Origin of the sequence: Rubellimicrobium arenae (assembly GCF_017916275.1) — a bacterium.
GTDB lineage: Bacteria > Pseudomonadota > Alphaproteobacteria > Rhodobacterales > Rhodobacteraceae > Rubellimicrobium > Rubellimicrobium arenae.
The window spans coordinates 226889-250555 of the sequence record NZ_JAFMST010000002.1 but is presented as its reverse complement, the minus strand read 5'-3'; the positions used below and the strand labels follow the sequence as shown (position 1 = coordinate 250555).

The following is a 23667-nucleotide window of genomic DNA, read 5'->3' as shown; positions in this document are numbered from 1 at the left end:
CGGGCGGCAACGCGCCACCCGGCGACCCCGGCACGACTTACCCACAGGGATGTGGCCAGCCTGCACTTTCGACTCGGGGCCATCCGCCCTAGTCTGGTCTCCATGGCCGATCCTCGCTTCATCCACCTCCGCGTCCACACCGAACATTCGCTCCTCGAAGGGGCGGTCCCGGTGAAGAAGCTCCCCAAGCTCGCCGCCGAGGCCGGGATGCCCGCCGTGGCGATCACCGACACCAACGCGATGTTCGCCGGGCTCGAGTTCTCGGACTACGCCGCCAAGATGGGCGTCCAGCCGATCATCGGGGCGCAGATGGACCTGTGCTACCTGCCGCCCGATCCGGGCCGTCCACCCTACCGCCCCGCTCCGGTCGTGCTGCTCGCCCAAAGCGAGGCCGGCTGGAACAACCTCATGAAGATGTCCTCCTGCGCCTATCTGGTGGACACCAACGGCGACGGCCTGCCGCAGATCACGCTCGATGACCTCGAAAAGCACAACGCCGGGCTGATCTGCCTGTCCGGCGGTCCCGACGGCCCGCTGGGCCGGATGCTCCAGGCCAACCAGCGCACCCGCGCCGAGGAGTTCCTGCGCCGGATGGCCGGGATCTTCCCCGGCCGCTTCTACGTCGAGCTCCAGCGCCACCCCATCGACGGCGGCCTTCCCGAGTCGGAGCGGGTGACGGAACGCCCGACCCTTGAGCTCGCCTACGCGCTCGACCTGCCCATCGTCGCCACCAACGACGTCTACTTCCCCAAGGAAGACCTCTACGAGGCGCACGACGCCCTCCTCGCCATCGCCGAGGGGGCCCATGTCGACCAGTCCGGGCCGCGCCGCCGCCTCACGCCCCAGCACTACTTCAAGTCGCAGAAGGAGATGGCGACCCTTTTCGCCGACCTCCCCGAGGCGCTGGAGAACACCGTCGAGATCGCGAAGCGCTGCGCCTTCAAGGTCCCCAAGCGCAAGCCGATCCTGCCCAAGTTCGCCGACAACGAGGTCGAGGAGCTGCGCCGCCAGGCCAAGGAGGGGCTGGAGGCCCGCCTCAAGGTCATCCCGCACGCCGCCCCGGTCGAGGAGTATGAACGGCGCCTCGCCTTCGAGGTCGGCATCATCGAGCAGATGGGCTTTCCGGGCTACTTCCTGATCGTGGCCGACTTCATCAAATGGGCCAAGTCGCAGGGCATCCCGGTGGGGCCGGGCCGGGGCTCGGGCGCCGGGTCGCTCGTGGCCTATGCGCTGACGATCACCGACCTCGACCCCCTGCGCTATTCCCTGCTGTTCGAACGGTTCCTGAACCCGGAACGCGTGTCGATGCCCGACTTCGACATCGACTTCTGCATGGACCGGCGCGGCGAGGTGATCGAATACGTGCGCGACCGCTACGGCGCGGAAAAGGTCGGCCAGATCATCACCTTTGGTGCGATGCTGTCCAAGGCCGCCGTGCGCGACGTGGGCCGCGTCCTCCAGATGCCCTATGGCCAGGTGGACCGCCTCAGCAAGATGATCCCGATGGAAGGGGTCAAGCCCGTTTCCATCACCAAGGCGCTGGCCGACGAGCCCCGCCTGCGCGAGGAGATGCGATCCGCCGAGGTCGTCCACCGTTGCATGACCTACGCCGAGCAGCTCGAAGGCCTGCTCCGCAACGCCTCCACCCACGCGGCGGGCGTGGTGATCGGCGACCGCCCGCTCGACGAACTGGTGCCGCTCTACCGCGCGCCCGGCACCGACGACATGCCCGCGACCCAGTTCAACATGAAGTGGGTGGAGCAGGCGGGCCTCGTGAAGTTCGACTTCCTGGGCCTCAAGACGCTCACCATGATCGACAACGCGGTCAAGCTGATCCGGCAGACCCGCGACCTGCATGTCGCCGCCGACGGCCGCCGCATCTACGATCCCGCCCCGGGGACCGAGAACGACATCCTGTCCATCCCGCTCGACGACGAGGCGACCTACGACCTCTTCTCCCGCGCGCGGACCGTGGCCGTGTTCCAGGTGGAATCGACGGGCATGATGGATGCGCTCAAGCGCATGAAGCCCACCTGCATCGAGGACATCGTGGCCCTCGTGGCGCTCTACCGCCCGGGCCCCATGGAGAACATCCCCGTCTACTGCGAGGTCAAGAACGGCACCCGCCCGCTGGAGCCGCTGCACCCGACCATCGACCATATCCTCGCGGAAACGCAGGGCATCATCGTCTACCAGGAACAGGTGATGCAGATCGCGCAGGTCATGGCGGGCTACAGCCTCGGCGGCGCCGACCTCCTGCGCCGCGCCATGGGCAAGAAGATCGCCGAGGAGATGGCCAAGGAGCGTCCCAAGTTCGTCGAGGGCGCCAAGGCGAACGGCGTCCCCGAAAAGAAGGCGGGCGAGGTCTTCGACCTTCTGGAGAAATTCGCGAACTACGGCTTCAACAAGTCCCACGCCGCCGCCTACGCGGTCGTCAGCTACCAGACCGCCTGGCTCAAGGCGAACCACCCCGTGGAGTTCATGGCCGGCGTCATGAACTGCGACCTCCACATCACCGACAAGCTCGCCGTCTACTTCCAGGAGGTGCGCAAGCACCTCAGGATCCCGACGGTACCGCCCTGCGTGAACCGGTCCCAGGCCGTGTTCTCCGTCGAGGACGGCAAGCTGATCTACGGCCTTGGCGCCCTCAAGAACGTGGGCGTGGACGCGATGGAGCTGATCGTGAAGGGGCGGGCCAACCGTCCCTTCGCCACGCTCTTCGACATGGCCCGCCGCGTGGACCTCAAGCGCGTGGGCAAGCGGCCTTTGGAGATGCTGGCCCGCGCCGGGGCCTTCGACATGCTCGACAAGAACCGCAAGCGCGTCTGCGAGGGGCTCGACGCCCTCGTGGCCTATTCCGCCGCCGTCCACGAGCAGCGCGCCTCCTCGCAGGTCAGCCTTTTCGGCGAGGCGGGCGCCGACCTGCCCGAGCCGCGCCTCCCCAACACCCTCGACTGGGACCCGCCCGAGCGTCTGGCCGAGGAGTTCAAGGCCGTGGGCTTCTACCTCACCGGCCACCCGCTCGACGACTACCTCCCCGCCCTCAAGCGGCAGGGGGTCTCCACCTACGACGAGGTGACGCTGCGGGTGCAGCAGGGACCCCACATCGCCAAGATCGCGGGCACGGTGGCGGCACGGCAGGAACGCAAGTCGGCGCGCGGCAACCGCTTCGCCTTCGTGTCCATGTCCGACCCGACCGGCCAGTTCGAGGTGACGCTGTTCAGCGAAGCCCTCGAGGCCGGGCGTCCCCATCTCGAACCCGGCTCCCGCGTGATCATCCAGGTCGAGGCCACCTCCGAGGGCGACCAGCTCCGCCTCACGGGCCGCGCCGTCACGCCCATCGACGACGCCCTGGCCAACAGCGGCACCGGCCTGCGCGTCTTCATCGAGGCCGAGGAGGCGTTCTCTTCGGTGGCCAGACTCCTCGATCAGGCGCGCCAGGCGGCCAAGAGGGCGCGGGGCGGGCCGGTGACGCTCCTCCTCATGCATCCGGGTCTTCCGGGCGAGGTGGAGGTGGAGGTGGGCGACAACTTCCCCGTCACCCCGCAGATCCGCCGCGCCCTGCGGTCGCTGCCCGGCGTGCTCGAGGTGGAGGAGGTGTGATCCCGGGGGCGGCCTTCGCCCGGATGGGCGAAGAACCACCCAAGCGGGCCGCCAGTTTCGACAACGGCGGCCGTCGCCCTACACCCTTCGGACAATCCGGAGGATCCCCATGTCGCGCGCCGCCACCGTCGCCCTTGCGCTCCTGCCCCTTGCCGCCTGCGACCAGGCCATGCAGCGCCCCGGGATGACCGCCGCCTTTGCCGAGGCTTCGGCCAGCATCCCCCCCGCCTGCGGCCTGTCCGACGCCGCCCTGGGCGCGCCGGTGGAATCCCGCGCGGGCTACACCGTCCACGACACCGCGCCCGGGACGACTGCGCCGCGCACCCATTACATCACCGGATTCGAGGACGGCTGCGCCCGCCCGGTCACGGCGGCGCTGGTGATGTTCGGGGACCTCGCGACCCACGAGACCACGCGTTACGAGGCCCCGGACGGGGCCTATACCGCCGCCGACACCGCCTATGAGCAGATCAAGGCCCAGGCCTGCGGCGCCTCGCCGGGCCAGCCCTGCGGCGACGCCCTCGACCGGCTGGCCGCGGATACCGTGTTCGTGTCCCTTTACCCCGTCTTCGGGCAGGAGAGCCACAACGACCTCCTGCTCCACGGCGGGCAGCTCGTGGCCGCCGACGCGCCGCCGTCATGAATCGTTAACCCCACCGCGCGGTGCCGAAAGGGTCCGTCAACCGCGTCCGGGCACTCTCCTTCCACACCAGCAAGGAGATCCCAGGTGCCGACGAACGCGTTCCTTCCTGCCCGGCCGCCTGCGGCGATCGGGCCGTCACCAGTGGGGCGGCTTGTCGATCGGCACCTCGCGCAGGGCCTGCGCCTCGCGGTCGGCCTCCCGCTCCATGAGCATCTGCACGCGGCGGGTGAGGAGGGCGATCTCGCGCTCCTGCCGGGCCACGATGTCCGACAGGTCGTCCACGGTCCGCAGCAGGTGAGCCATGCGCTCTTCGAGGGGGGTGAGGTCCATCGGCGCAGGAAGCCCCAGGCCGTGCCGCCTGTCCAGCCCCCGCCGTTGCCCCCGGCCCGGCCCCGCGCTAAAGCGCCTCCGCAGCCCGGAGGACCCCGCGTGCCCAAGGAACCCAAGACCCGCCGCCCCAAGGCCGAGACGCCCAAGGGCTTCCGTGACTACTTCGGCCCCGAGGTGACCGAACGCACCGCGATGCTGTCGCGGATCGCCGAGGTGTACCGCCATTACGGCTTCGAGGCGCTGGAAACCTCGGCGGTCGAGACGGTCGAGGCGCTGGGCAAGTTCCTCCCCGACGTGGACCGCCCGAACGAGGGGGTCTTCGCCTGGCTCGACGAGGACAAGGACTGGCTCGCGCTCCGCTACGACCTGACCGCGCCGCTCGCCCGCGTCTACGCCCAGCACCGCCAAAGCCTGCCGACCCCCTACCGCCGCTATGCGATGGGCCCCGTCTGGCGCAACGAAAAGCCGGGGCCGGGCCGCTTCCGCCAGTTCTATCAATGCGACGCCGACACCGTGGGCACCCCCACCGTCGCCGCCGACGCCGAGATCTGCGGGATGCTCTGCGACGCCCTTGAAATCGTCGGCATCGCGCGCGGCGACTACCTGGTGAAGATCAACAACCGCAAGGTGCTGAACGGCGTCATGGAGGCCGCGGGCGTCCTCGACCCCGCCGACCCCGACCGCTTCGCCCATGAACGCGGCATCGTGCTCCGCGCCATCGACAAGCTCGACCGACTCGGGCCGCAGGGCGTCCGGGCCCTCCTGGGCGAGGGCCGCAAGGACGAGAGCGGCGACTACACCAAGGGCGCCAACCTGTCCGAGGATCAGGCGCAGGTCGTTTTGGGCTTCGTCGAGGCGCGGGGCGCCACCGGGGCGGACACCCTCCGCAACCTCACCGACCTCTGCGGCCGGACCCAGACCGGCGCGGCCGGCGTCGCGGAGCTGTCGCAGATGGCCGAGCTTCTGGACGCGGGCGGCTACGGCCCCGACCGCATCCTCCTCGACCCTGCCACCGTCCGGGGCCTGGGCTACTACACCGGCCCGGTCTTCGAGGCCGAGCTGACCTTCGAGATCCTGGGCGAGGACGGCAAGCCGCGCCAGTTCGGCTCGGTCGCCGGGGGCGGGCGCTACGACGACCTCGTGAAGCGCTTCACCGGCGAGGCGGTCCCCGCGACCGGCATCTCCATCGGCGTGGACCGCCTGCTGGCCGCGCTGCGCGCCAAGGGCCGCGCGCAGGCCGAAGGGGCGGGCCCGGTGGTCGTCACCGTCATGGACCGCGACCGCATGGCCGACACCTTCGCCATCGTCGCCGAGCTGCGGCAGGCGGGCATCCGGGCCGAGGCCTATCTCGGCAGCCCCAAGAACTTCGGCGCGCAGATGAAGTACGCCGACCGCCGCCGCGCGCCCTTCGCCATCATCGAAGGCTCGGACGAGAAGGCGAGGGGGGTCGTGCAGGTCAAGGACCTGATCGCCGGGGCGCAGGCCGCCCAGACGGCGAGCCTGGAGGAATGGAAGGACCGCCCCGCGCAGGCCGAGGTGGCGCGCGCCGACCTCGTGGCGCATCTGCGGGCTCTGCTGGCCAAGTGACCCTTCCCGCCCAACGCATCGCCGCCCGGGCCGAGGCGCAGCGGCTCCTGTCGCACTTCGCCGCCCAAGGGGCAGAGGAGGTGGAGGCCCGCATCCTCCAGCCCGCCGAGGAACTTCTGGACCTTTATGGCGAGGACATCCGCGCCCGCGCCTTCGTCACGCAGGACCCCCTGCGCGGCGAGGTGATGCTGCGGCCGGACTTCACCGTGCCGGTGGTGCGGATGCACATGGAGGCGGGGCTCGACCCCGCGCGCTACGCCTACGCGGGCGAGGTGTTCCGCCGCCAGGAGACCGAGAGCGAGACCCGGCCGAGCGAGTTCCTCCAGGCGGGCTTCGAGCTGTTCGGGGGGCGCGACCCCGCCGAGGCCGATGCGGAGGTCTTCGCGACGCTGGCCTCGGCCATCCCCGACCTGCACCTGCGGGCGGCGATGGGCGACATCGGGCTGATCCTCGCGGCGGTGGACGGGCTGTCCACGACCGCCCCCCGCAAGGCGGCGCTGCGGCGGCATGTCTGGCGGCCCCGGCGGTTTCGGGCGCTGCTCGACCGCTATGCCGGGCGCACGCCGCTGCCCGAGGGGCGGGCGGCGCTGCTGGCTTCGGCCGATCCCTTCGCCGAGGCCGGGCCCGAGATCGGGCTGCGGACCCGGGCCGAGGTGGAGGCGCGGCTCGCCCTCCTGCGGGACGAGGCGGCGGCCCCGCCGCTGCCGTCCTCGGAAGTGGCGCTGATCGACGCGCTCCTGACGCTGGCCGCGCCGGTGCCCGTGGCGCTGGAGACCCTGCGCGGGCTGGAGCAGGACGCCCCCGGCCTTGGCCCCGCGCTCTACCGGCTCGAACGGCGGGTCGAGGCGCTGGAGCGGCGCGGGGTGGCGGTGGCCGAGATGGCCTTCGAGGGCAGCTTTGGCCGCACCACGCTGGAATATTACGACGGCTTCGTCTTTGGCCTGTTCGCCGCCGGGCGTCCCGACCTGCCCCCCGTCGCGACGGGCGGGCGCTATGACGCGCTGACGCGGGTGCTGGGGCGGGGGCGGGTGGTCCCTGCCGTGGGCGGCGTCATCCGGCCCGAGCTGGTCGTGCAACTGCGGGGGGCGGCATGACCTTGCGCCTGGGCCTGCCGTCCAAGGGGCGGCTGATGGAGGACGCCTTCGGCTGGTTCGCGGCGCGCGGCATCACCCTGGGCCGCGCCGGGAGCGAGCGCGAATACGCCGCCCAGTCCGACTGGGAGCATCTGGAGCCGGTTCTCCTCTCGGCCGGGGAGATCCCGAGAGAGCTGGAGGGCGGGCGCATCCATCTGGGCGTCACTGGATCGGACCTCGTGCGCGAGAAGGTCGCGCGGTGGGAGGCCCGGGTCGAGGAACTGGTCCCCATGGGCTTTGGCGCGGCGGACGTGGTGATCGCGGTGCCGCGCTTCTGGGTGGACGTGGAGACGCTGGACGACCTCGACGCCGCCTGCGCGGCCTTCCGGCGCGCCCATGGCCAGCGGCTGCGGATCGCGACCAAGTACCACCGGCTGACGCGCGACTTCCTGCAGCAGCACGGCGTCGCCGACTACCTGCTGGTGGACAGCCAGGGCGCGACCGAGGGCGTGGTGCGGGGCGAGACCGCCGAGGCCATCTCGGACATCACTTCCACCGGCGAGACGCTGCGCGCGAATGGCCTCAAGATCCTCTCGGACGGCCTCATCCACGCGAGCCAGGCGACCCTGTTCCTGAGCCGCCAGGCCCCCTGGAGCGGAGGAGAGCAGGCGGCGCTGGCCAGCCTGAAGGTTCGCCTCGGCCTCTAGGGCATCCGGGGGCCGGACCCTGGGGGCCGGGGGCGGGACGACCTTCGCCGTCCCGCCCCCGGCTCCGCCAGTCGGCCCGGGGCGCAGGCTTCAGAGGATAAGGTCACTCTCGCTGAGCCGATCCACGCCCTTCACGAAGATCTCGAACTCGTAGACCCCGTCGCCGCTGACATCCGCCCGCAGGAGGACGCCGCCGCTCGTGCCCTTCCACCAGACGGAGTACTCGTCGGCGGACTTGCCGGACCAGTGGAACGCCTCGTTCGACTCGGTCGAGTTCTCGTCGGCGTCGACCGCACGGAGGTTGATGTCGTCCACGCCACGCGTGAAGTTGCGGATCTCGTCATGGGCCGAGCCGGGCATGCTGTCCAGCCAGTCCTGGAACACGAACACATCCCTTTGGCCATCGGTCCCGCCGATCAGGATGTCCTTGCCGCCGCCGCCGTTCAGGGAATCGCTGCCCGCTCCGGCCACGAGCGTGTCCGCCCCATCCTCGCCGAACAGCTTGTCGTCGCCCTTGCCGCCGTGGACGCTGTCGTTGCCGTTCCCGCCAAACAGCCGGTCCGAGCCGCCGTTGCCGTTCATCGTGTCGCGGCCGCCAAAGCCCATCGCCACGTCATTGCCGTTGGACAGCTTGAAGGTGTCGGCCTTGGACAGCATCCGCTCGAGGACGGCCATGTCGTCGGCCCGATCGGGCGTGTCCCAGGCATTTCCCATCTGCGTGAAGTCCACGGAAAAGTCCTGGATCCCGGCCCAGACATCCGAAGCCGACGAACTCGAGGAGTGGAAGAACCCGCCGAGCTTGCCGGTGCTGGCGTCCGGGAACGCGAGCACGAGCGACCCGCTGCCATCATTGTAGCGGGCCTCGATCTGATCCTGGTAGGTGACGCCCTTGACCGTATAGGGCTCGCCCGCGTGGGTCACGAGTTCGGTGAGCGAGTAGAGGGAGTTAAAGTCGTACTTCGTCATGTTGTACGCTTTGTTCGCGAATACCTTGGCCATAATGATCTCTTGGCTGAAAATCTGACTGGGCCACCCCGGCAATCGGGGCGTGAGTCAGTGGTATCGCGTCCGACCTCACCTGAACGAGTGAGGCGGTCCGAACTTGACATCCATTGTTGATTGTTCATCAACAGTGGGATTTGCGCTTTGGGCAGGAGGACGTCGGGCCAAGGCCCGTCAGGGGCCGGGCCCTGCGCCGATCCAGGGCTATCGCTTGGGGGCCGGGCCCCAGACGACGCCGAATTCGGCCAGCGCCATGGACAGCTTCGGGGGAAGCTCATCCTCGGTGGCATCCCAATGGCCGAGATCCCGCGGCGCCTCGTCATGGGGAAGGTAGCGCCAGCCCTGGAAGGGACGGCGGGGCGTGGGCGTCACGCGGACAATCTCGTGGTCGAGGACCAGGGCGCAGCGGGGGATGCCGTCGTGGCCCCGCACCTCCTCGAGGCCCAGGAGGCGCTGGCGGCAGAGCACCACGCCCTTGATCGTCCAGTAGATCGAGCCGCCGTCGAGCAGCTCCTCCTCGCGCTTGGGCCACATGCGGGTGACGTGGCGCGGACGGCCGTCATGGCCCCGGCCCGGGCCGGACTGCCAGCCGGCGAGGTCCGCCACGTCGTCGGTGCCCACCGACAGCTTGATCAGATGCAGCTTGGCCAATGCGGTCCCCCGACCCCCGAACATGCGCCGCCCCCAGCGCGGCGGGCACCATGCGGCCCGCGGCGCTTGTCCGCAAGGGGGCCGGTCCCACATGTTGTTGACCATGCCCCGGCGGAACGCCAAGATCGGTGTTCCCCCTTTGTTCAGGAGGCCCCATGGCGAACGACCAAAGCCCGATGAGCTCGCGGTTCCTGGCCCCGATCTCGGAGTCGATCTGGGACATGAAGTACCGGCTCAAGGCGCCGGACGGGACGCCGGTGGACGGCATGGTCGAGGACACCTGGCGGCGGGTGGCGCGGGCCATCGCCTCGGTCGAGGCGCGGCCGGAGGAGTGGGAGCCGCGGTTCCAGGCGGCGCTGGAGGGCTTCCGCTTCCTGCCCGCCGGACGGATCACCGCGGGCGCGGGGACGGGCCGGGCGGTGACGCTGTTCAACTGCTTCGTCATGGGGACGGTCGAGGATTCCATGGCCGGCATCTTCGACGCTCTCAAGGAGGCGGCGCTGACGATGCAGGCGGGGGGCGGCATCGGCTACGACTTCTCGACCTTGCGGCCCCGGGGGGCGCCGGTGAAGGGCGTAGGAGCCGACGCCTCGGGGCCGCTGTCGTTCATGGACGTCTGGGACGCGATGTGCCGGACGATCATGTCGGCGGGGTCGCGGCGCGGGGCGATGATGGCGACGATGCGCTGCGACCACCCCGACATCGAGGACTTCGTCACCGCCAAGCAGGACCCGGCGCGGCTGCGGATGTTCAACGTGAGCGTGCTGGTCACCGACCCCTTCATGGCGGCGGTGCGGGACGACGCCGACTGGGACCTCGTGTTCGGCGGCAAGGTCTACCGGACGATCCGGGCGCGCGACCTGTGGGACCGGATCATGCGCGCGACCTACGACTTCGCCGAGCCGGGCGTCATCTTCATCGACCGGATCAACCAGCAGAACAACCTGCGCTACGCCGAGACGATCGCCGCCACCAACCCCTGCGGGGAGCAGCCGCTGCCGCCCTATGGCGCATGCCTGCTGGGCTCGGTGAACCTGTCGCGGCTGGTGCGGGACCCCTTCGGCCCCGAGGCGCGGCTGGACGAGGGGGAGCTGCGGGACCTCGTCGCCGTCGCGGTCCGCATGATGGACGACGTGGTGGACCTGTCGCGCTTTCCGCTGCCGCAGCAGGCCGAGGAGGCGCAGACCAAGCGGCGGATCGGGCTGGGGGTCACGGGGCTGGCCGATGCGCTGATGATGGTGGGGCTGCGCTATGGCTCGCCCGAGGCGGCGGACTGGACGCGGGGCGTCATGCGGCAGGTGGCGCGGGCCGCCTATCTGGCGAGCGTGGATCTGGCCAAAGAGAAGGGGCCGTTCCCGCTGTTCGACGCGGAGAAGTACCTGGAGTCCGGGACGATGCGGCGCATGGACGAGGACGTGCGCGAGGCGGTGCGGGCGCACGGCATCCGCAACGCGCTCCTGACCTCCATCGCGCCGACGGGGACGATCTCGCTGTATGCGGGGAACGTGTCGAGCGGGATCGAGCCGGTCTTCGCCACCTCCTACACGCGCAAGGTGCTGATGCCGGATGGCACCCGGCGCGAAGATGAGGTGGTGGACTATGCCGTTGCGCTCTGGCGCCGGCTCAAGGGCGACGCGCCGCTGCCCGCGCATGTGGTGACGGCGCAGGACCTCGCGCCGCTGGACCATGTGCGGATGCAGGCGGCGGCGCAGGAGTGGGTGGATTCGTCCATTTCCAAAACGATCAACGTGCCCGCCGACATCCCCTTCGAGGCGTTCCGTGACGTGTATCAGGCCGCCTGGGACCAGGGCTGCAAGGGCTGCACGACCTACCGGCCCAACGCCGTCACGGGATCGGTGCTGTCGGTGGCCGAGCCGCCCAAGCCCGAACCCAGGGCCGAGGACACGCCGATGGAACGGCCCGAGGAGCTGGAGGGCGCGACCTACAAGCTGCGCTGGCCCGGCTCCGAGCACGCCATGTACATCACCGTCAACGACATCGTGGTGGACGGGAAGCGGCGGCCCTTCGAGGTCTTCATCAACTCCAAGAACATGGAGCATTACGCCTGGACGGTGGCGCTGACGCGCATGATCTCGGCGGTGTTCCGGCGCGGGGGCGAGGTGGCCTTCGTCGTGGACGAGCTGAAGGCGGTCTTCGACCCGCGCGGCGGCGCTTGGATGGGGGGCAAGTACGTGCCTTCGATCCTCGCGGCCATCGGCCTGGAGATCGAGAAGCACCTCAAGCGCATTGGCTTCGTGGACGGGCCGGTGGCGCTGGTCGAGCCGCAGGGCGTGGCGACCCCGGTGATCCGGACCGGCAAGTTCGACGACGCGGGCTGGGAGGAAACCCCGGCCCGGGACGCCGTCGCCGCGCCGCCCGGCATGGCCTGCCCCTCCTGCGGGAGCTACGAGGTCCGGGTGCAGGAAGGCTGCCTGAGCTGCGCCACCTGCGGCTTCTCGCGCTGCGGGTGACAGGAACCCCCGCGCGGCTTGGGCATTGAAGGGGGGAAGGGGACAGGACAGGCAATTCCGCGCCCCGACCACTGCATCGGAAGGAGCGACATCGTGGCCAACCAACCGAACCCGCCCGATCCCGACGACGCCATCACCGAGCGCGCCGTGGACATGGGGCGGCCCTCCGCGGCCCAAGCGGGCGCCGGACGGGCGATCAACGCCGCCTTCAGCCGCCGCCGCCCCGAGGACGCGACCGCCCCGCAGGCCGAGACCACCGGCCAGCAGGATCTCCGCATCGAGGGCGCCGGCTACCCCTCGGAGGACCGCGACGACGTGGATCCGGTCGCGCCCGAGGAGGACGAGGACGGCTATCGCGACGACGACAACGATCCCGACACCTTCGACGAGGATGAGGATGACGACGGCTATCGCCGCGGCTCCGACGCGCCCGGACTCGAGACCGGGGATGGGCAGCTCCAGGAGATGATGCCCGATTCGGACAGCTTCCCCGTCGCGGGCGGCGGAGCGGCGGACCGCAGCGGCGACGCTCCCGGGCTGGAAACCGGTGACGGGCAGCTCGAGGAGCTGATGGTGCCGCCGGGTGGCGACGCCCTGGGCGGCGACCGGGATACGGACCCCAACCTGAACGGCGGGCACGGCATCCGCATGAACGCCCCCGAGGAAGGGGAGGTGCCGATCGAGGACGAGGACACCGACGGCTCGATCATCGGCCACGGCCACGAGGACAAGGCCGCCTGGAACCGGGAGCGGGTCGCTCATCTCCAGGACCTCGAGAACGACGAGCGCGACCTGCGCGACGCCACGTCGGAAAGCGCGGGCGTCGGTGGCGCTGTCCTCGCGGGGGCGCTGGAAGGCTGGGAAGGAGGCGACGCCTCTACGGTGGTGGCGCAGGGCGTCGACGACGAGTTCGATCCGGAGCTGTCCGAAGAGGAGGAGATCGCGGGGGACATGACCATCGAGGGCATGGCCGGCGACATCCTGGCCGACGATTCGATCATCGATCCCAACAACACGCCGTTCCTGCCCGAGCATCGGGACCTTCCGGACGACAACCTGTCGCTGGAGGAGAAGCTGATCGCCACCCCGGGCGAGGACCCGCTGTCCGCGGGCGCCGAAGTGGGCGTCAACGAGGAGATGGAGGCCGAGGACCTCAACCAGACCGACTCGATCAGCCGCCTCTACGAGGACACCCGCGAGTTCCTGGACGATGCCATGGCCGGGAACGAACGGAAGGGCGGTGTCGAGGACGACTGATCCCCGAGGTCGGGACGCCGGAGGCCGCTCCATCGGGGTCGCCTCCGGGGACTCGCCATCCTCGTGCCGTCTGGCTAGGAGGCCGGGAATGGTTGCGAGGAGGCCCCCATGTCACGTGCCCTGATCCCCGAGCTCGTCCTGCGGGACCCCGAAGCCGGAGCCGCCCAGCTGGAGCAGGTCTTCGGCTTCCGCCGCGAGGGCGACCGAATGGCGAGGGGATCGCAGGCCGTGATCCTGGCGCAGGGCGAGCCCGACGGGCGGCACGGCCGCTTCGATCACCTCGCGCTTTCGGTGCCGGACGTGCCGGCGGCGCTGGAGGAGTGCCTGGCGCGGGGAGGGCGGCTGTCCTCCGCGACGCCGGACGGCCCTCTCCATATCCCGGAATTCTGGCAGGCCGGGGTGGACTATGTGTTCATCGATGGTCCCGAGGGCGCCAAGGTCGAGCTGCTGGCCCGGCGCGCGCCCGCGCCGCCAGCCCCCTGGGGGCATGACCATATCGGCCTGTCCTGCGCCGAGTTCGACCCGATGCGCCGGTTCCTCGTTGATCTTGGTCTCGAGGAGCGGTCACGCGTGACCCTGGAGCGACCCGAAGGTCCGGTCGAGGTGAGCTTCCTCGCCTGGGGCGACGACGTGGTGGAGCTGTATTGCCTGCCCGAGACGCGGGCCGATCCGACGCTCAACGCAGGCAGCGGCTACTGGCGGCGGCTCCGGGCCGAAGGGATCGACGGCCCCCGCCACGGGCCCGAGGGCATCGAGATCCTACCCCTTTGAGCGGAGCGCCACGCCGCCAAGGATGACGGCGACGCCCAGGGCCCGGATCGGCGCCCCCTCGGCCCCCCGCAGGGTGTCGAGCAGAGCTCCCGTGACCATCTGGCCCGCGATCACCAGGAGTGCGGTGTTCGCAGCCCCGATGCGGGACACGAGCCAGCTCCCCGAGGCGACGAAGACCACCCCGAGCGCGCCGCCCGCCCAGGCGAAGGCCGGCACGTCGGACAGGGCCGTGGGCCAGAGCGGCCCGCCCGCGCCGACCCAGAGCGCCAGAACGGCCGCGACCAGGGCCAGCGCGCCCACCAGGTGATTCCAGAACGATGCGCCGAGCGCCCCCTTGGACAGCGAAAGGCGGCCGTTCACCTGCCGGCTGAGCCCGATGAGCACGCCTGCCAGCACGGCCATGGCGATCGGGCCGATCATGCCGGCGCTCCGAAGATGAGGATCGCGCTGCCGCCCAGGATCAGGCCCAGCGACACGAGATCGCGCGCCGTCGCCTTGCGGCGCGGCAGCCCGAGCAGCCCCCAGCGGTCCGCCGCGACCCCGAAGCCTGCCTGCCCGACGAGCCCGAGCGCCAGCGTCCCCGACAGCGCCAGGGCCGTGTTGGCCGACACCGAGGACAGCATCACCGTCATGGCGCCCAGGAGGCCGCCCAGATAGGCCCAGGCCGGCGCCCCCGCCCCCTGTCCGGGTGGCGACGGCCGCCGCAGGACGGCCAAGGCCAGAAGGGCCGCCACCGTCCCCGTCGCATGGGGCACGAGCGACCCCCAGAAAGGACCGGCATGGGCCGTGACCGTCGAGTTGCAGAGCACCATGAGCGAGAGGAGCCCGCCGGAGCCCAGCGCCGCCAGGATGTGCAGCGGCCGGGGACGGGATGCGGGATCGGCCATGGTCACTCCCGCCAATGCTCGGCCACCCAGGGGGCCGGACGGATGTAGTGCCGGAGATGCTTCACCAGCCCTTCGCGCCGTTCGCCCCGGAATCCCCGGGCGAGGTGGTCGAGGGGCGCGCGCGCGGGCTCGCTGTCCCGGTAGCGCCCGGCGATGGCGTCGGGCGGGTTCAGCGGTCCGGGGAAGATCACGACGCGGGCATCCCTGGGCAGGCGCGGAGCCTGGACGTAGTTGAGCGGAAAGGCCGGGATGCAGTGCCATTTGAAGACGGCGACCCAGCCCGCGGGCCAGAAGGTCACGCCGCCGGGCGCGTTGCGGGTGACGAAGCGCTGCTCGAACCGGTACTCGTCGGCGACGCCCTGCGGGTCGGCCAGGAACCTTTCGCGCAAGGGCGCCAGCTTGCCGACCGGAAAGCGGAAGATGGACGTCTGGCCCAGCTTCTCGAAGGGGGTGTTGGGGTTGCGGGCGAGGATCACGTCATCCTCGGACCCGAATTCGAAGAAGGCGTCCAGCGACCCGGTGATCACCACGTCGAGGTCGATGAACAGCACCGGCCCCTGCGGGCCGCCCAGGTCCGGACGCCAGAGCCGCGACTTTCCCCAGACGCCATAGGTGTTCCGGGGCATCTCGCAGCCCATCGGGGGCAGGGGGAGGCAACGCACCTCGGGCCGGACGCCGGCGGAGTCGTCGGTGAGGCACCAGAAGTCGAAGGGCGGCGTCGTGTGGCGCGCGACCATGCCGTAAAGGCGGTTCAGATACTCGGGCCCGTACTTCCGGCCCCAGCGGATGGCCAGGAACTGCTTTCTCATGGCCGACAGTCCTGGGCTTCGGCGCGAGGGTTGACAACCCCCGCCGAAGCGGCGAAGAGGCGCGCCTGGTGTTGGTGGCCCCCGCAAGGGGATGCCTGTCGCCCCTTGGGGAAAGGACAACGCCCTTCAACCTGCCCGACATGGGCCATCGAAGGAGATCAGGGGTGACCAAACGCACCGCTGCCAAATACAAGCTTGACCGCCGCATGGGCGAGAACGTCTTCGGCCGTCCGAAGTCGCCCGTCAACAAGCGCGAATACGGCCCCGGCCAGCACGGCCAGCGCCGCAAGAACAAGCTGTCCGACTTCGGCACGCAGCTGCGCGCCAAGCAAAAGCTCAAGGGCTACTACGGCGACCTGACCGAGAAGCAGTTCAAGCGTATCTACGCCGACGCCGCCCGCGTCACCGGCGACACCGGCGAGAACCTCGTGGGCTTCCTCGAGCGTCGCCTGGATGCCGTGGTCTACCGCGCCAAGTTCGTGCCCACCATCTGGGCCGCCCGCCAGTTCGTGAACCACGCCCACGTGACGGTGAACGGCAAGTCGGTGAACATCCCCTCCTACCGCGTGAAGGAAGGCGACGTCATCGAGGTCCGCGCCAAGTCCAAGCAGCTCGGCCTGATCCAAGAGGCCATCCAGCTGACCGAGCGTGACGTCCCCGACTACCTGGAAGTGGACCACAACAAGCTGACCGCGACCTTCGTGCGCCAGCCGGGCCTGGCCGACGTGCCGTACCCGGTCATCATGCAGCCGAACCTCGTGGTCGAGTTCTACGCCAAGAACGGCTGATCCGAGCCCATTCCGGCCGGACGACACAGGCCTGTCGCAGAACCCTGCGACGGGTCTTTTCGTTGCCGAAGCCAAGCGTTCGGTGCAAAGGAATGGGATCATGGTCCAGACAGCACCTCGCGGGCGCACCGCCCCCAGCCATCCCGTCCACGCCCGCATCGAAGGCGCGGTGGTCATCATCGGCTTCGGCTCGATCGGCATGGGGGTCCTGCCCCTCATCGAACGGCACTTCCAGTACGACGCCTCGAAGCTGACGGTGATCGACCCCGATCCGGACATGAGCAACTGGCTCACCCAGCACCGGATCAACCACCTGAATCTGGGCCTGACGCGCGACAACTTCCGGGAGGTGCTGGGCGGCCTGTTCGACGGCGGCCCCGGCTTCTGCGTGAACGTCTCGGTGGATGTGTCCTCGCTCGACGTCATGAAGTTCTGCCGCGAGATCGGCGTCCTTTACATCGACACCGTCGTGGAGCCCTGGGCCGGCTTCTACTTCGAGACCGAGGACAACGCGGCCCGCACCAACTATGCGCTCCGGCAGGCGGTCCGGGACGAGGCCGCCCGCAACCCCGGCGGGCCCACTGCGGTCAGCTGCTGCGGCGCGAACCCCGGCATGGTGTCCTGGTTCGTCAAGGAGGCGCTCCTGCGCCTCGCCGCAGATACCGGGCGCGAGGTCAGCGCCCCCAGGGACCGCGAGGGCTGGGCCCGTCTCATGCAGGCCCTGGGCGTCAAGGGGCTCCACATCGCCGAGCGGGACACCCAGGCCCGCCCGCGTCCGCGCCCGCGCGGCACCTTCGTCAACACCTGGTCGGTCGAGGGCTTCATCGCCGAGGGCTTCCAGCCCGCCGAGCTGGGCTGGGGCACCTTCGAGCCCTGGTTCCCCGAGAACGGCCATCGGTTCGAGACGGGCTGCCAGGCCGCCATCTGGCTGGAGCGCCCCGGCGCGATCACCCGCGTCCACACCTGGTGCCCGACCCCCGGACCGCAATACGGCTTTCTGGTCACCCACAACGAGGCGATCTCGATCAGCGACTACTATACGGTCGGGGACCCCTCGTCGCCCGAGTTCCGCCCGACCTGCCATTACGCCTATCATCCCTGCGACGAGGCGATCCTGTCCCTGCACGAGATGTTCGGGTCCGGCAGCAAGCAGGCCCGCCAGGAGATCCTGACCGCCGACGAGATCACGGAAGGTGGGGACGAGCTGGGGGTGCTGCTCTTCGGGCACGAACGGAACGCGCTCTGGTACGGGTCGCGGCTATCCAACGACGAGGCGCGCCGTCTTGCGCCGCTCCAGAACGCGACGGGGCTGCAGGTGGCCTCGGCCATCGTGGCGGGCATGGTCTGGGCGCTGGAGAACCCGCGGGCCGGGATCGTCGAAACCGACGAGATGGACCATGCGCGCTGCCTGGAGATCCAGAGACCCTATCTCGGGCCGGTCGAGGCGCACTACACCGACTGGACGCCGCTCGCGACGCGGTGGGACCTCTTCCCCGAGGAGCACGACGACCACGAGCCCTGGGCCTTCATCAACGTGCTGGCGACCTGAGGGGCGGCGCGGCGGCCTAGACCTCGGCCAGGATCCGGTCCATGCGGTCGTCGCCGCGCACATAGCCTTCCCTTGGATCGAGGAAGGTGCGGGAGGTCAGCTCCAGGTCTTCCATGTCGTCGGCATAGAAGCTGCGCCAGCCCTTGCGGGCCTGCCATCCCATCAGGCGCACCCGGCCCCCGTCGAGGCCGAGCCGGTAGGGTTCGACGGTGCGAAGTTCGCCGTGGTAGCGGAATTCGATCACCCGGCGATCGGCGATGGCCTGTCGCAGGAGCTTCTCGGTCATGGCGGCCTCCCTGCAAGGGACGGCCCTCCGGGGCCGTCCCGTTCCCCCGCGCCGGGACGGGCCGCCCGGACAGGCCAGGCGGCCGCCAGGGGCTTCAGAGAATGAAGTCGCTGCTGCCCAGCGAGGAGCCGTCGTCGATGTCCACCAGCACCTCGAGCTCGCTCCCGGAGTCGAAGTCCAGGTTCACCCGCACGTCGATATAGCCGTTCTCCAGGACGACGGCGCGCACCTGGAAGGCGTCGGTGAAGCTGCCGGTGCCCCGCCACTCGAGCGTGCCGCTGTAAAGGTCGCTGAAGTCGATCCGGTCGCCGGACTCCAGATCCTCGATCCGATCCTCGACCTGGACGTCGCTGGCCGGGCCTTCGCCGCGAAGGAAATGGAAGGTGTCATCGCCGGTGCCGCCGTACAGGGTGTCGACGCCAAAGCCGCCGCGGATGAAGTCGTCGCCGCCGCCGCCGTAGATCCGGTCCTTGCCGGATTCGCCCCAGATGGTGTCGGCGCCGGATTCGCCCAGAAGAAGGTCGTTCCCCGCGCCGGCGTTCAGGTCGTCACCACCGTCGCCGCCATAGAGCCGGTCGAAGCCGGAGCCGCCGACCAGCATGTCGCGCGAGCTGCCGCCGAACAGCCGGTCGTCGCCGGTGCTGCCGAAGAGCTCGTCGGTGCCCGAGCCGCCATAAAGCTGGTCATTGCCCGACCCGCCATGGGCGATGTCGTCGCCCCCCCTCATCCGCAGCGTGTCGTTCCCCGCGAGCGCCAGGACGCGCTGCGCGCTGTCCGAGAAGGAGCGGTCGTTGCTCGAGTCCGAAAGCGACTGGAGGCTGGGGAGCTTGGGGGTGGACAGGCTGAAGATGTAGTCGCCCCGGTCGGACCCGTCGTCGTCGAACCGGAATTCCCCGTTGATGTAGTCGTTCCGGTCCTGATGCACGGCGACGTAGTAGATGCCCGAGGTGTCGGGCTTGATGACCAGGCGGGGATCGTCGCCGCCCCCGGCATCGTCGCTCGTGGCGACGCGGCTGCCCCGGTCGTTGATGAGATCGAGCTGGAGGTCGATCGAGTTGGACCCGCCCGCCCCGCGGTCGATGTCGAAGGTGTAGGTCTGCCCCGCCTTCAGCGAGATGGCGAAGACGTCCACGTCCCCGCTGGACTCGATGGTCTGGTTGGTCGCGATGATCGATTGCGAGCGCGGGTCGTCCACGCCTCCGCCCGACCCGGAGGTGAACAGGGCGCGGGACAGGAATGTGACGTCGGTCAGCGTGTTGGACGAGAATGAGAAGTTGGTCGGCATTCGTTCCTCCGAAGCGCGCCCGAACCGGCGCGAGGACCGGACCGGCCACATGCCGGCACCCGGTCGGGTAAGACCCCAGTGACCCTGATCTAGTTCCGAGCCGCACCGGCGAAAGGGGGCTGCCCGAAAAGGCTGGTCCCTCCGAGGGTTGTGCGGAGCTCCTGCCGTCGTGCGCTGATTGAGCCACGGACGGGGCGGGGCACTTGCGGCAGCGTCCTGCCGTGGCCATCTCGTGGGGGTGGACGCCGGGACCGCCTGGCCGGCTTGCGCCTTCGCCCGGCGGCGCGGCCGAAGCGTCACCCCTGGGGAACTGACATGACGGAACTCATCTACGGCTTCGACCCGCTTTGCGGCTGGTGCTTCGGCATCGTTCCGGCCATGCGCCAGGTGCGGGCGGACCACCCCGACATCCCCATCCGGCTGGTGATGGCCGGCCTCTTCGCCGAAGAGGGGGTCCGTCCTTACGCGCAGCTTTCGGACTTCATCCGTGGCGCGGCGCCGCAGCTCCGGCAGGTCACGGGACGGGAGCCCTCCGACGCCTTCTTCCGCCTGATCGCCCGGCCCGGCGTGATGGCGGACAGCGGCCCGCCGTGCATCGCCATTGCCCATGTGGCGGGGCTCGCCCCGGACCGCGCGCTCGACTTCGCCCACCGCGTCATCGAGGTTCATGCGCTGGAGGGACGGGACCTCAACAAGGCCGAAACCTATGCGCCCCTCCTGGCGGAGGTGGGGCTGGGCCCGGAGCTTCCGGACATCCACGATGCCGAGCTGGCCGAAGCCGTCTGGGCCCAGGGACGGCGGATCGGGCTTCGCAGCTTTCCGACGCTGGCCGTGCTGAAGGACGGGGCGGCGCGCGTCCTGCCCTCGGAATACGACCCCGAACGCCTGTCGGCGCTGGTCTCCAAGGCCGTGAATTGACAGTGGCATCCCCGTGTCGGCGTCGCTAGAAGGGCGACGACAGGAGAAAGCCCCTTGACCAGGATCGTTCCACAGCCCGGCATCATGGACATCGCCCTCTACGAGGCCGGCGTCTCGCATCTCGAGGGCAAGGCCAACGTCCTGAAGCTCAGCTCCAACGAGAACCCCCTGGGCGCGCCCGAGCCCGCCCGGGAGGCCTTCGGGCGCGCCGTGCGCGACCTCCACCGCTATCCGTCGACCGACCACGCCGCGCTCCGGCAGGCGATCGGGGAGGTGTGGCAGCTCGATCCGAGGCGGATCATCTGCGGCGTCGGCTCGGACGAGATCATCACCTTCCTGTGCCAGGCCTATGCCGGCCCGGGCGACGAGGTCATCCACACCGAGCACGGCTTCTCCATGTACCGCATCTCGGCGCTGGCCGTGGGCGCGACACCCGTGGAAGTGCCGGAACGGGAACGGACCACCGACGTGGACGCGATCCTGGCGGCCTGCACGGACCGGACGCGGCTGGTGTTCCTGGCCAACCCCAACAACCCGACGGGCACCATGATCGGCCAGACCGAGCTGCGCCGCCTGGCCGACGGGCTGCCGCCGCAGGCGATCCTGGTGCTCGACGGCGCCTATGCCGAATACGTCGAAGGCTATGACGCCGGGACCGCCCTGATTGCGGAGCGGGACAACGCCGTCATGACGCGCACCTTTTCCAAGATCTACGGCCTGGGGGGGCTGCGGGTCGGCTGGGGCTACGGCCCGCAGGCGATCATCGACGTGCTGAACCGCATCCGGGGACCGTTCAACCTGTCCACCGCCGCGCAGGCCGCCGCCGAGGCCGCCGTGCGCGACCGCGCCTGGGTCGTCCGCTGCCGGGCCGAGAACGCCCGCTGGCGCGACTGGCTGGCCCGCGTGCTGGCCGAGATGGGCGTGCCCTCGGATGTGTCCACCGCGAACTTCATCCTGGCCCGCTTCGCCGACCCGGCTGAGGCCGACGCCTGCGACGCGCACCTGCGGGGCGAGGGCATCATCGTCCGCCGCGTGGCGGGCTACAAGCTGCCCCACTGCCTGCGGATCACCGTCGGCGACGAGGCTTCCTGCCGCCGGGTGGCGCACGCCATCGGCCAGTTCAAGGGCGTAAGGTGATCTACGAACGCGTCGCGCTGATCGGACTGGGGCTGATCGCCTCCTCGATGGCCCATGCCATGCGGCGCGGCGGCCTCGCGGGGGAGATCGTGGGCTACGCCCGCACCGCCGAAACGCGCGAGGTCGCCCGCGAGATCGGGCTTTGCGACCGGGTCGTGGACACCGCGCGCGAGGCCGCCGAGGGCGCGGACCTCGTGGTGCTCTGCGTGCCGGTCGGAGCCATGGGCGCCGTCGCCGAGGAGATCGCCCCCGTCCTCAAGCCCGGCGCGACGCTGAGCGACGTGGGCTCGGTCAAGCGCGCCGTGATCGAGGCCGTGGGCCCGCATGTTCCCGCCGGGGTCCATTTCATTCCGGCGCATCCCCTGGCCGGCACGGAATACTCGGGGCCGCGCTCAGGCTTCGCCACGCTCTTCGACAACCGCTGGTGCATTCTCGTGCCGCAAGGCGCCGACCGGCAGGCGACCGAACGCCTGGCCCAGCTGTGGCGCGGGATGGGCGCCAACGTCGACGAGATGGACGCCGATCACCACGACCTCGTGCTCGCCGTCGTGTCGCACACCCCTCACCTGATCGCCTACACGATGGTCGGCGTGGCCGACCACCTGGAGCAGGTCTCGAACAGCGAGGTCATCAAGTACTCGGCCTCGGGGTTCCGGGACTTCACGCGGATCGCCGCCTCGGACCCGACGATGTGGCGCGACGTCTTCCTGACCAACCGGGACGCCACCCTCGACATCCTGGGCCGCTTCACCGAGGAGCTGTTCACGCTGCAGCGGGCGATCCGGATGGGGGATGGCGCACATCTGCACGCCTACTTCACCAAGACGCGCGCGATCCGGCGGGGCATCGTCGAGGCCGGTCAGGACACCGCCGCTCCGGACTTCGGCCGGGTGCCCGGGCCAGCCGCCTGATTGATCGGTCCAGGGGGGGCGCCTCACCTGAGGCGCGGAGCCTCCAGCAGGGCCACGCCCAGCACCTCGACCCTTCCGTCCGCGAAGGTGAGCGGCACGCTGACATCCGTCCGCCCCTGCGCAAGCTGCTCGAACAGGGCGAGCAGGAAGGCCCGCTGCGCCAGGGGCAGTAGGCCCGCCTGATCGAGCACGTCCAGAAGGCCGCGCCAGTTCTCGACGGCCAGCGTGACCTCTCCGGCCGCGAAGCCCTGGTCATCGGGGGCGAGCCCGCCGGACCCGCTCAGGGCGATGCCGCCCTGGGCCAGCCGGATGTCCCGGATCGTGAGGCGCCGGAGCTGCGGCGGCCCCTCCAGCCGCCGATCCAGCGGGGCGGCGAACTCGGCCTGCGTGTCCAGCCGGATCTGCTCCAGCCCGCCGGCCATGGCGGCCGACCTGAGCCCCTGGCCCTCAAGGTAGATGTCATAGCTGTTGGCGGCGGGGCCCGCCGTCCGGATCGCGGCCAGGACCCGGTCCAGCGACAGGTTCCATCCCGGCCCCGAGGTGACGTTCAGCGGCCCGCTTTCCACCACGGCGTGATCCAGGGGGAGGTCCGTGGACCAGCCGACGGTCGCGCTGGCCCGCAGCCCATCCGAGGTGACGTCGAGCGGTTGCCCCAGGACGCTGAGCCGCTGCTCGGGCGGCCAGATCGCGATCACCTGATTCGGCCGATAGCTGAGCGCGAGAAGCTGGACGAAGGGCGCGTCCCAGGTCACGCGGTCCCCCGGCGTGGCCAGGTGCAGGTCGGTCACCGTGGTGTCGAACCGCGACGGGAACCCTTCGGTGGACAGGTCGGAATAGGCGACATCCCAGCCCCGCTCCTCGAGCTGGGCCAGCGCGGCGCGCGCGCGGGACTCGACCTGCGACGAGCCCACGAACCAATAGCCGCCATAGAGGGCCGCCAGAACGGCCACCACGAAAAAGAGAACGCGCATCCCGTGATCCTTTCCACCGTCTTCTATAGGT

22 protein-coding genes are annotated in these 23667 nt (G+C 70.2%); 13 read left to right on the top strand and 9 right to left on the bottom strand.

From position 1 onward, the window contains the following. The first annotated feature begins 102 nt into the window (after window positions 1-102). Together dnaE and J3P31_RS03825 are read left to right on the top strand one after the other, a co-directional pair. Entirely contained in the window at window positions 103-3603 is a 3501-nt protein-coding gene (gene dnaE, locus J3P31_RS03830; protein WP_210527077.1) for a DNA polymerase III subunit alpha, read from the top strand. Window positions 3604-3712: 109 nt separating this feature from the next. Continuing rightward, the gene (locus tag J3P31_RS03825; RefSeq protein WP_210527076.1) at window positions 3713-4246 is read left to right on the top strand and encodes a hypothetical protein; all 534 of its coding nucleotides are present in this window, start codon (window positions 3713-3715) and stop codon (window positions 4244-4246) included. Between the two features lie 135 nt (window positions 4247-4381). On the opposite strand, the gene J3P31_RS03820 is transcribed toward J3P31_RS03825, so the two are convergent. After that, window positions 4382-4576: a SlyX family protein gene (locus J3P31_RS03820; protein ID WP_210527075.1), complete on the bottom strand. Its 195-nt coding sequence runs from the start codon at window positions 4574-4576 to the stop codon at window positions 4382-4384. Window positions 4577-4675: 99 nt separating this feature from the next. Between J3P31_RS03820 and hisS the strand changes: the two genes are divergently transcribed. The 3 genes from hisS to hisG are packed head-to-tail and all read left to right on the top strand — an operon-like array spanning window position 4676 to window position 7943. Continuing rightward, window positions 4676-6163, top strand: coding sequence for a histidine--tRNA ligase (gene hisS / locus J3P31_RS03815; RefSeq protein ID WP_210527074.1), 1488 nt, complete (start codon window positions 4676-4678; stop codon window positions 6161-6163). After that, the gene (locus tag J3P31_RS03810; protein WP_368373009.1) at window positions 6160-7257 is read left to right on the top strand and encodes an ATP phosphoribosyltransferase regulatory subunit; all 1098 of its coding nucleotides are present in this window, start codon (window positions 6160-6162) and stop codon (window positions 7255-7257) included. Before hisS ends, J3P31_RS03810 begins: the two co-directional genes overlap by 4 nt. Then, complete coding sequence (hisG, locus tag J3P31_RS03805; RefSeq protein ID WP_210527072.1) at window positions 7254-7943, top strand: ATP phosphoribosyltransferase; 690 nt, start codon at window positions 7254-7256, stop codon at window positions 7941-7943. The genes J3P31_RS03810 and hisG overlap by 4 nt, the downstream gene beginning before the upstream one ends. Before the next feature lie 90 nt (window positions 7944-8033). Here the strand turns inward: hisG and J3P31_RS21745 are convergent, their stop codons facing one another. Both J3P31_RS21745 and J3P31_RS03795 read right to left on the bottom strand, forming a co-directional pair. Next, window positions 8034-8942 carry a calcium-binding protein gene (locus tag J3P31_RS21745; protein WP_210527071.1) on the bottom strand — a complete coding sequence of 303 codons (909 nt, stop codon included), beginning with the start codon at window positions 8940-8942 and terminating at the stop codon, window positions 8034-8036. Window positions 8943-9149: 207 nt separating this feature from the next. Beyond that, window positions 9150-9596, bottom strand: coding sequence for a DUF1489 family protein (locus tag J3P31_RS03795; protein WP_246849260.1), 447 nt, complete (start codon window positions 9594-9596; stop codon window positions 9150-9152). A gap of 155 nt (window positions 9597-9751) precedes the next feature. Between J3P31_RS03795 and J3P31_RS03790 the strand changes: the two genes are divergently transcribed. From J3P31_RS03790 to J3P31_RS03780, 3 genes are all read left to right on the top strand, one after another. After that, window positions 9752-12067: an adenosylcobalamin-dependent ribonucleoside-diphosphate reductase gene (locus J3P31_RS03790; RefSeq protein WP_246849259.1), complete on the top strand. Its 2316-nt coding sequence runs from the start codon at window positions 9752-9754 to the stop codon at window positions 12065-12067. A 93-nt stretch (window positions 12068-12160) separates the two neighbouring features. Further along, the gene (locus J3P31_RS03785; RefSeq protein ID WP_210527069.1) at window positions 12161-13324 is read left to right on the top strand and encodes a hypothetical protein; all 1164 of its coding nucleotides are present in this window, start codon (window positions 12161-12163) and stop codon (window positions 13322-13324) included. Window positions 13325-13432: 108 nt separating this feature from the next. Further along, window positions 13433-14095, top strand: a complete 663-nt coding sequence (locus J3P31_RS03780) for a VOC family protein (RefSeq protein WP_210527068.1) — start codon at window positions 13433-13435, stop codon at window positions 14093-14095. Here J3P31_RS03780 and J3P31_RS03775 read toward each other — a convergent pair. The 3 genes from J3P31_RS03775 to J3P31_RS03765 are packed head-to-tail and all read right to left on the bottom strand — an operon-like array spanning window position 14084 to window position 15791. Beyond that, entirely contained in the window at window positions 14084-14515 is a 432-nt protein-coding gene (locus J3P31_RS03775) for a DMT family transporter (protein WP_210527067.1), read from the bottom strand. The genes J3P31_RS03780 and J3P31_RS03775 overlap by 12 nt on opposite strands. Next, window positions 14512-14982, bottom strand: a complete 471-nt coding sequence (locus tag J3P31_RS03770) for a DMT family transporter (RefSeq protein WP_210527066.1) — start codon at window positions 14980-14982, stop codon at window positions 14512-14514. Before J3P31_RS03770 ends, J3P31_RS03775 begins: the two co-directional genes overlap by 4 nt. Window positions 14983-14984: 2 nt before the next feature. Continuing rightward, window positions 14985-15791, bottom strand: coding sequence for a glycosyl transferase (locus tag J3P31_RS03765; protein ID WP_210527065.1), 807 nt, complete (start codon window positions 15789-15791; stop codon window positions 14985-14987). A 164-nt stretch (window positions 15792-15955) separates the two neighbouring features. Here J3P31_RS03765 and rpsD point away from each other — a divergent pair, with 164 nt between their 5' ends. Together rpsD and J3P31_RS03755 are read left to right on the top strand one after the other, a co-directional pair. Next, on the top strand, window positions 15956-16579 hold the full coding sequence (rpsD, locus tag J3P31_RS03760; RefSeq protein ID WP_210527064.1) for a 30S ribosomal protein S4: 624 nt from the start codon (window positions 15956-15958) through the stop codon (window positions 16577-16579). Between the two features lie 100 nt (window positions 16580-16679). Further along, complete coding sequence (locus J3P31_RS03755) at window positions 16680-18128, top strand: homospermidine synthase (RefSeq protein WP_210527063.1); 1449 nt, start codon at window positions 16680-16682, stop codon at window positions 18126-18128. A 16-nt stretch (window positions 18129-18144) separates the two neighbouring features. Here the strand turns inward: J3P31_RS03755 and J3P31_RS03750 are convergent, their stop codons facing one another. Together J3P31_RS03750 and J3P31_RS21740 are read right to left on the bottom strand one after the other, a co-directional pair. Continuing rightward, window positions 18145-18414, bottom strand: coding sequence for a WYL domain-containing protein (locus tag J3P31_RS03750; protein WP_210527062.1), 270 nt, complete (start codon window positions 18412-18414; stop codon window positions 18145-18147). A gap of 94 nt (window positions 18415-18508) precedes the next feature. Further along, complete coding sequence (locus J3P31_RS21740) at window positions 18509-19699, bottom strand: calcium-binding protein (protein ID WP_210527061.1); 1191 nt, start codon at window positions 19697-19699, stop codon at window positions 18509-18511. 315 nt (window positions 19700-20014) lie between these two features. Between J3P31_RS21740 and J3P31_RS03740 the strand changes: the two genes are divergently transcribed. From J3P31_RS03740 to J3P31_RS03730, 3 genes are all read left to right on the top strand, one after another. After that, window positions 20015-20617 carry a DsbA family protein gene (locus J3P31_RS03740; RefSeq protein ID WP_210527060.1) on the top strand — a complete coding sequence of 201 codons (603 nt, stop codon included), beginning with the start codon at window positions 20015-20017 and terminating at the stop codon, window positions 20615-20617. An 84-nt stretch (window positions 20618-20701) separates the two neighbouring features. Then, a complete protein-coding gene (gene hisC, locus J3P31_RS03735) occupies window positions 20702-21754 on the top strand; it encodes a histidinol-phosphate transaminase (RefSeq protein ID WP_246849287.1) in 1053 nt (350 codons plus the stop codon). Beyond that, a complete protein-coding gene (locus J3P31_RS03730; protein WP_210527058.1) occupies window positions 21751-22665 on the top strand; it encodes a prephenate/arogenate dehydrogenase family protein in 915 nt (304 codons plus the stop codon). The genes hisC and J3P31_RS03730 overlap by 4 nt, the downstream gene beginning before the upstream one ends. 23 nt (window positions 22666-22688) lie before the next feature. Here J3P31_RS03730 and J3P31_RS03725 read toward each other — a convergent pair whose 3' ends face one another. After that, entirely contained in the window at window positions 22689-23636 is a 948-nt protein-coding gene (locus J3P31_RS03725) for a DUF2125 domain-containing protein (RefSeq protein WP_210527057.1), read from the bottom strand. Window positions 23637-23667: the final 31 nt, after the last annotated feature.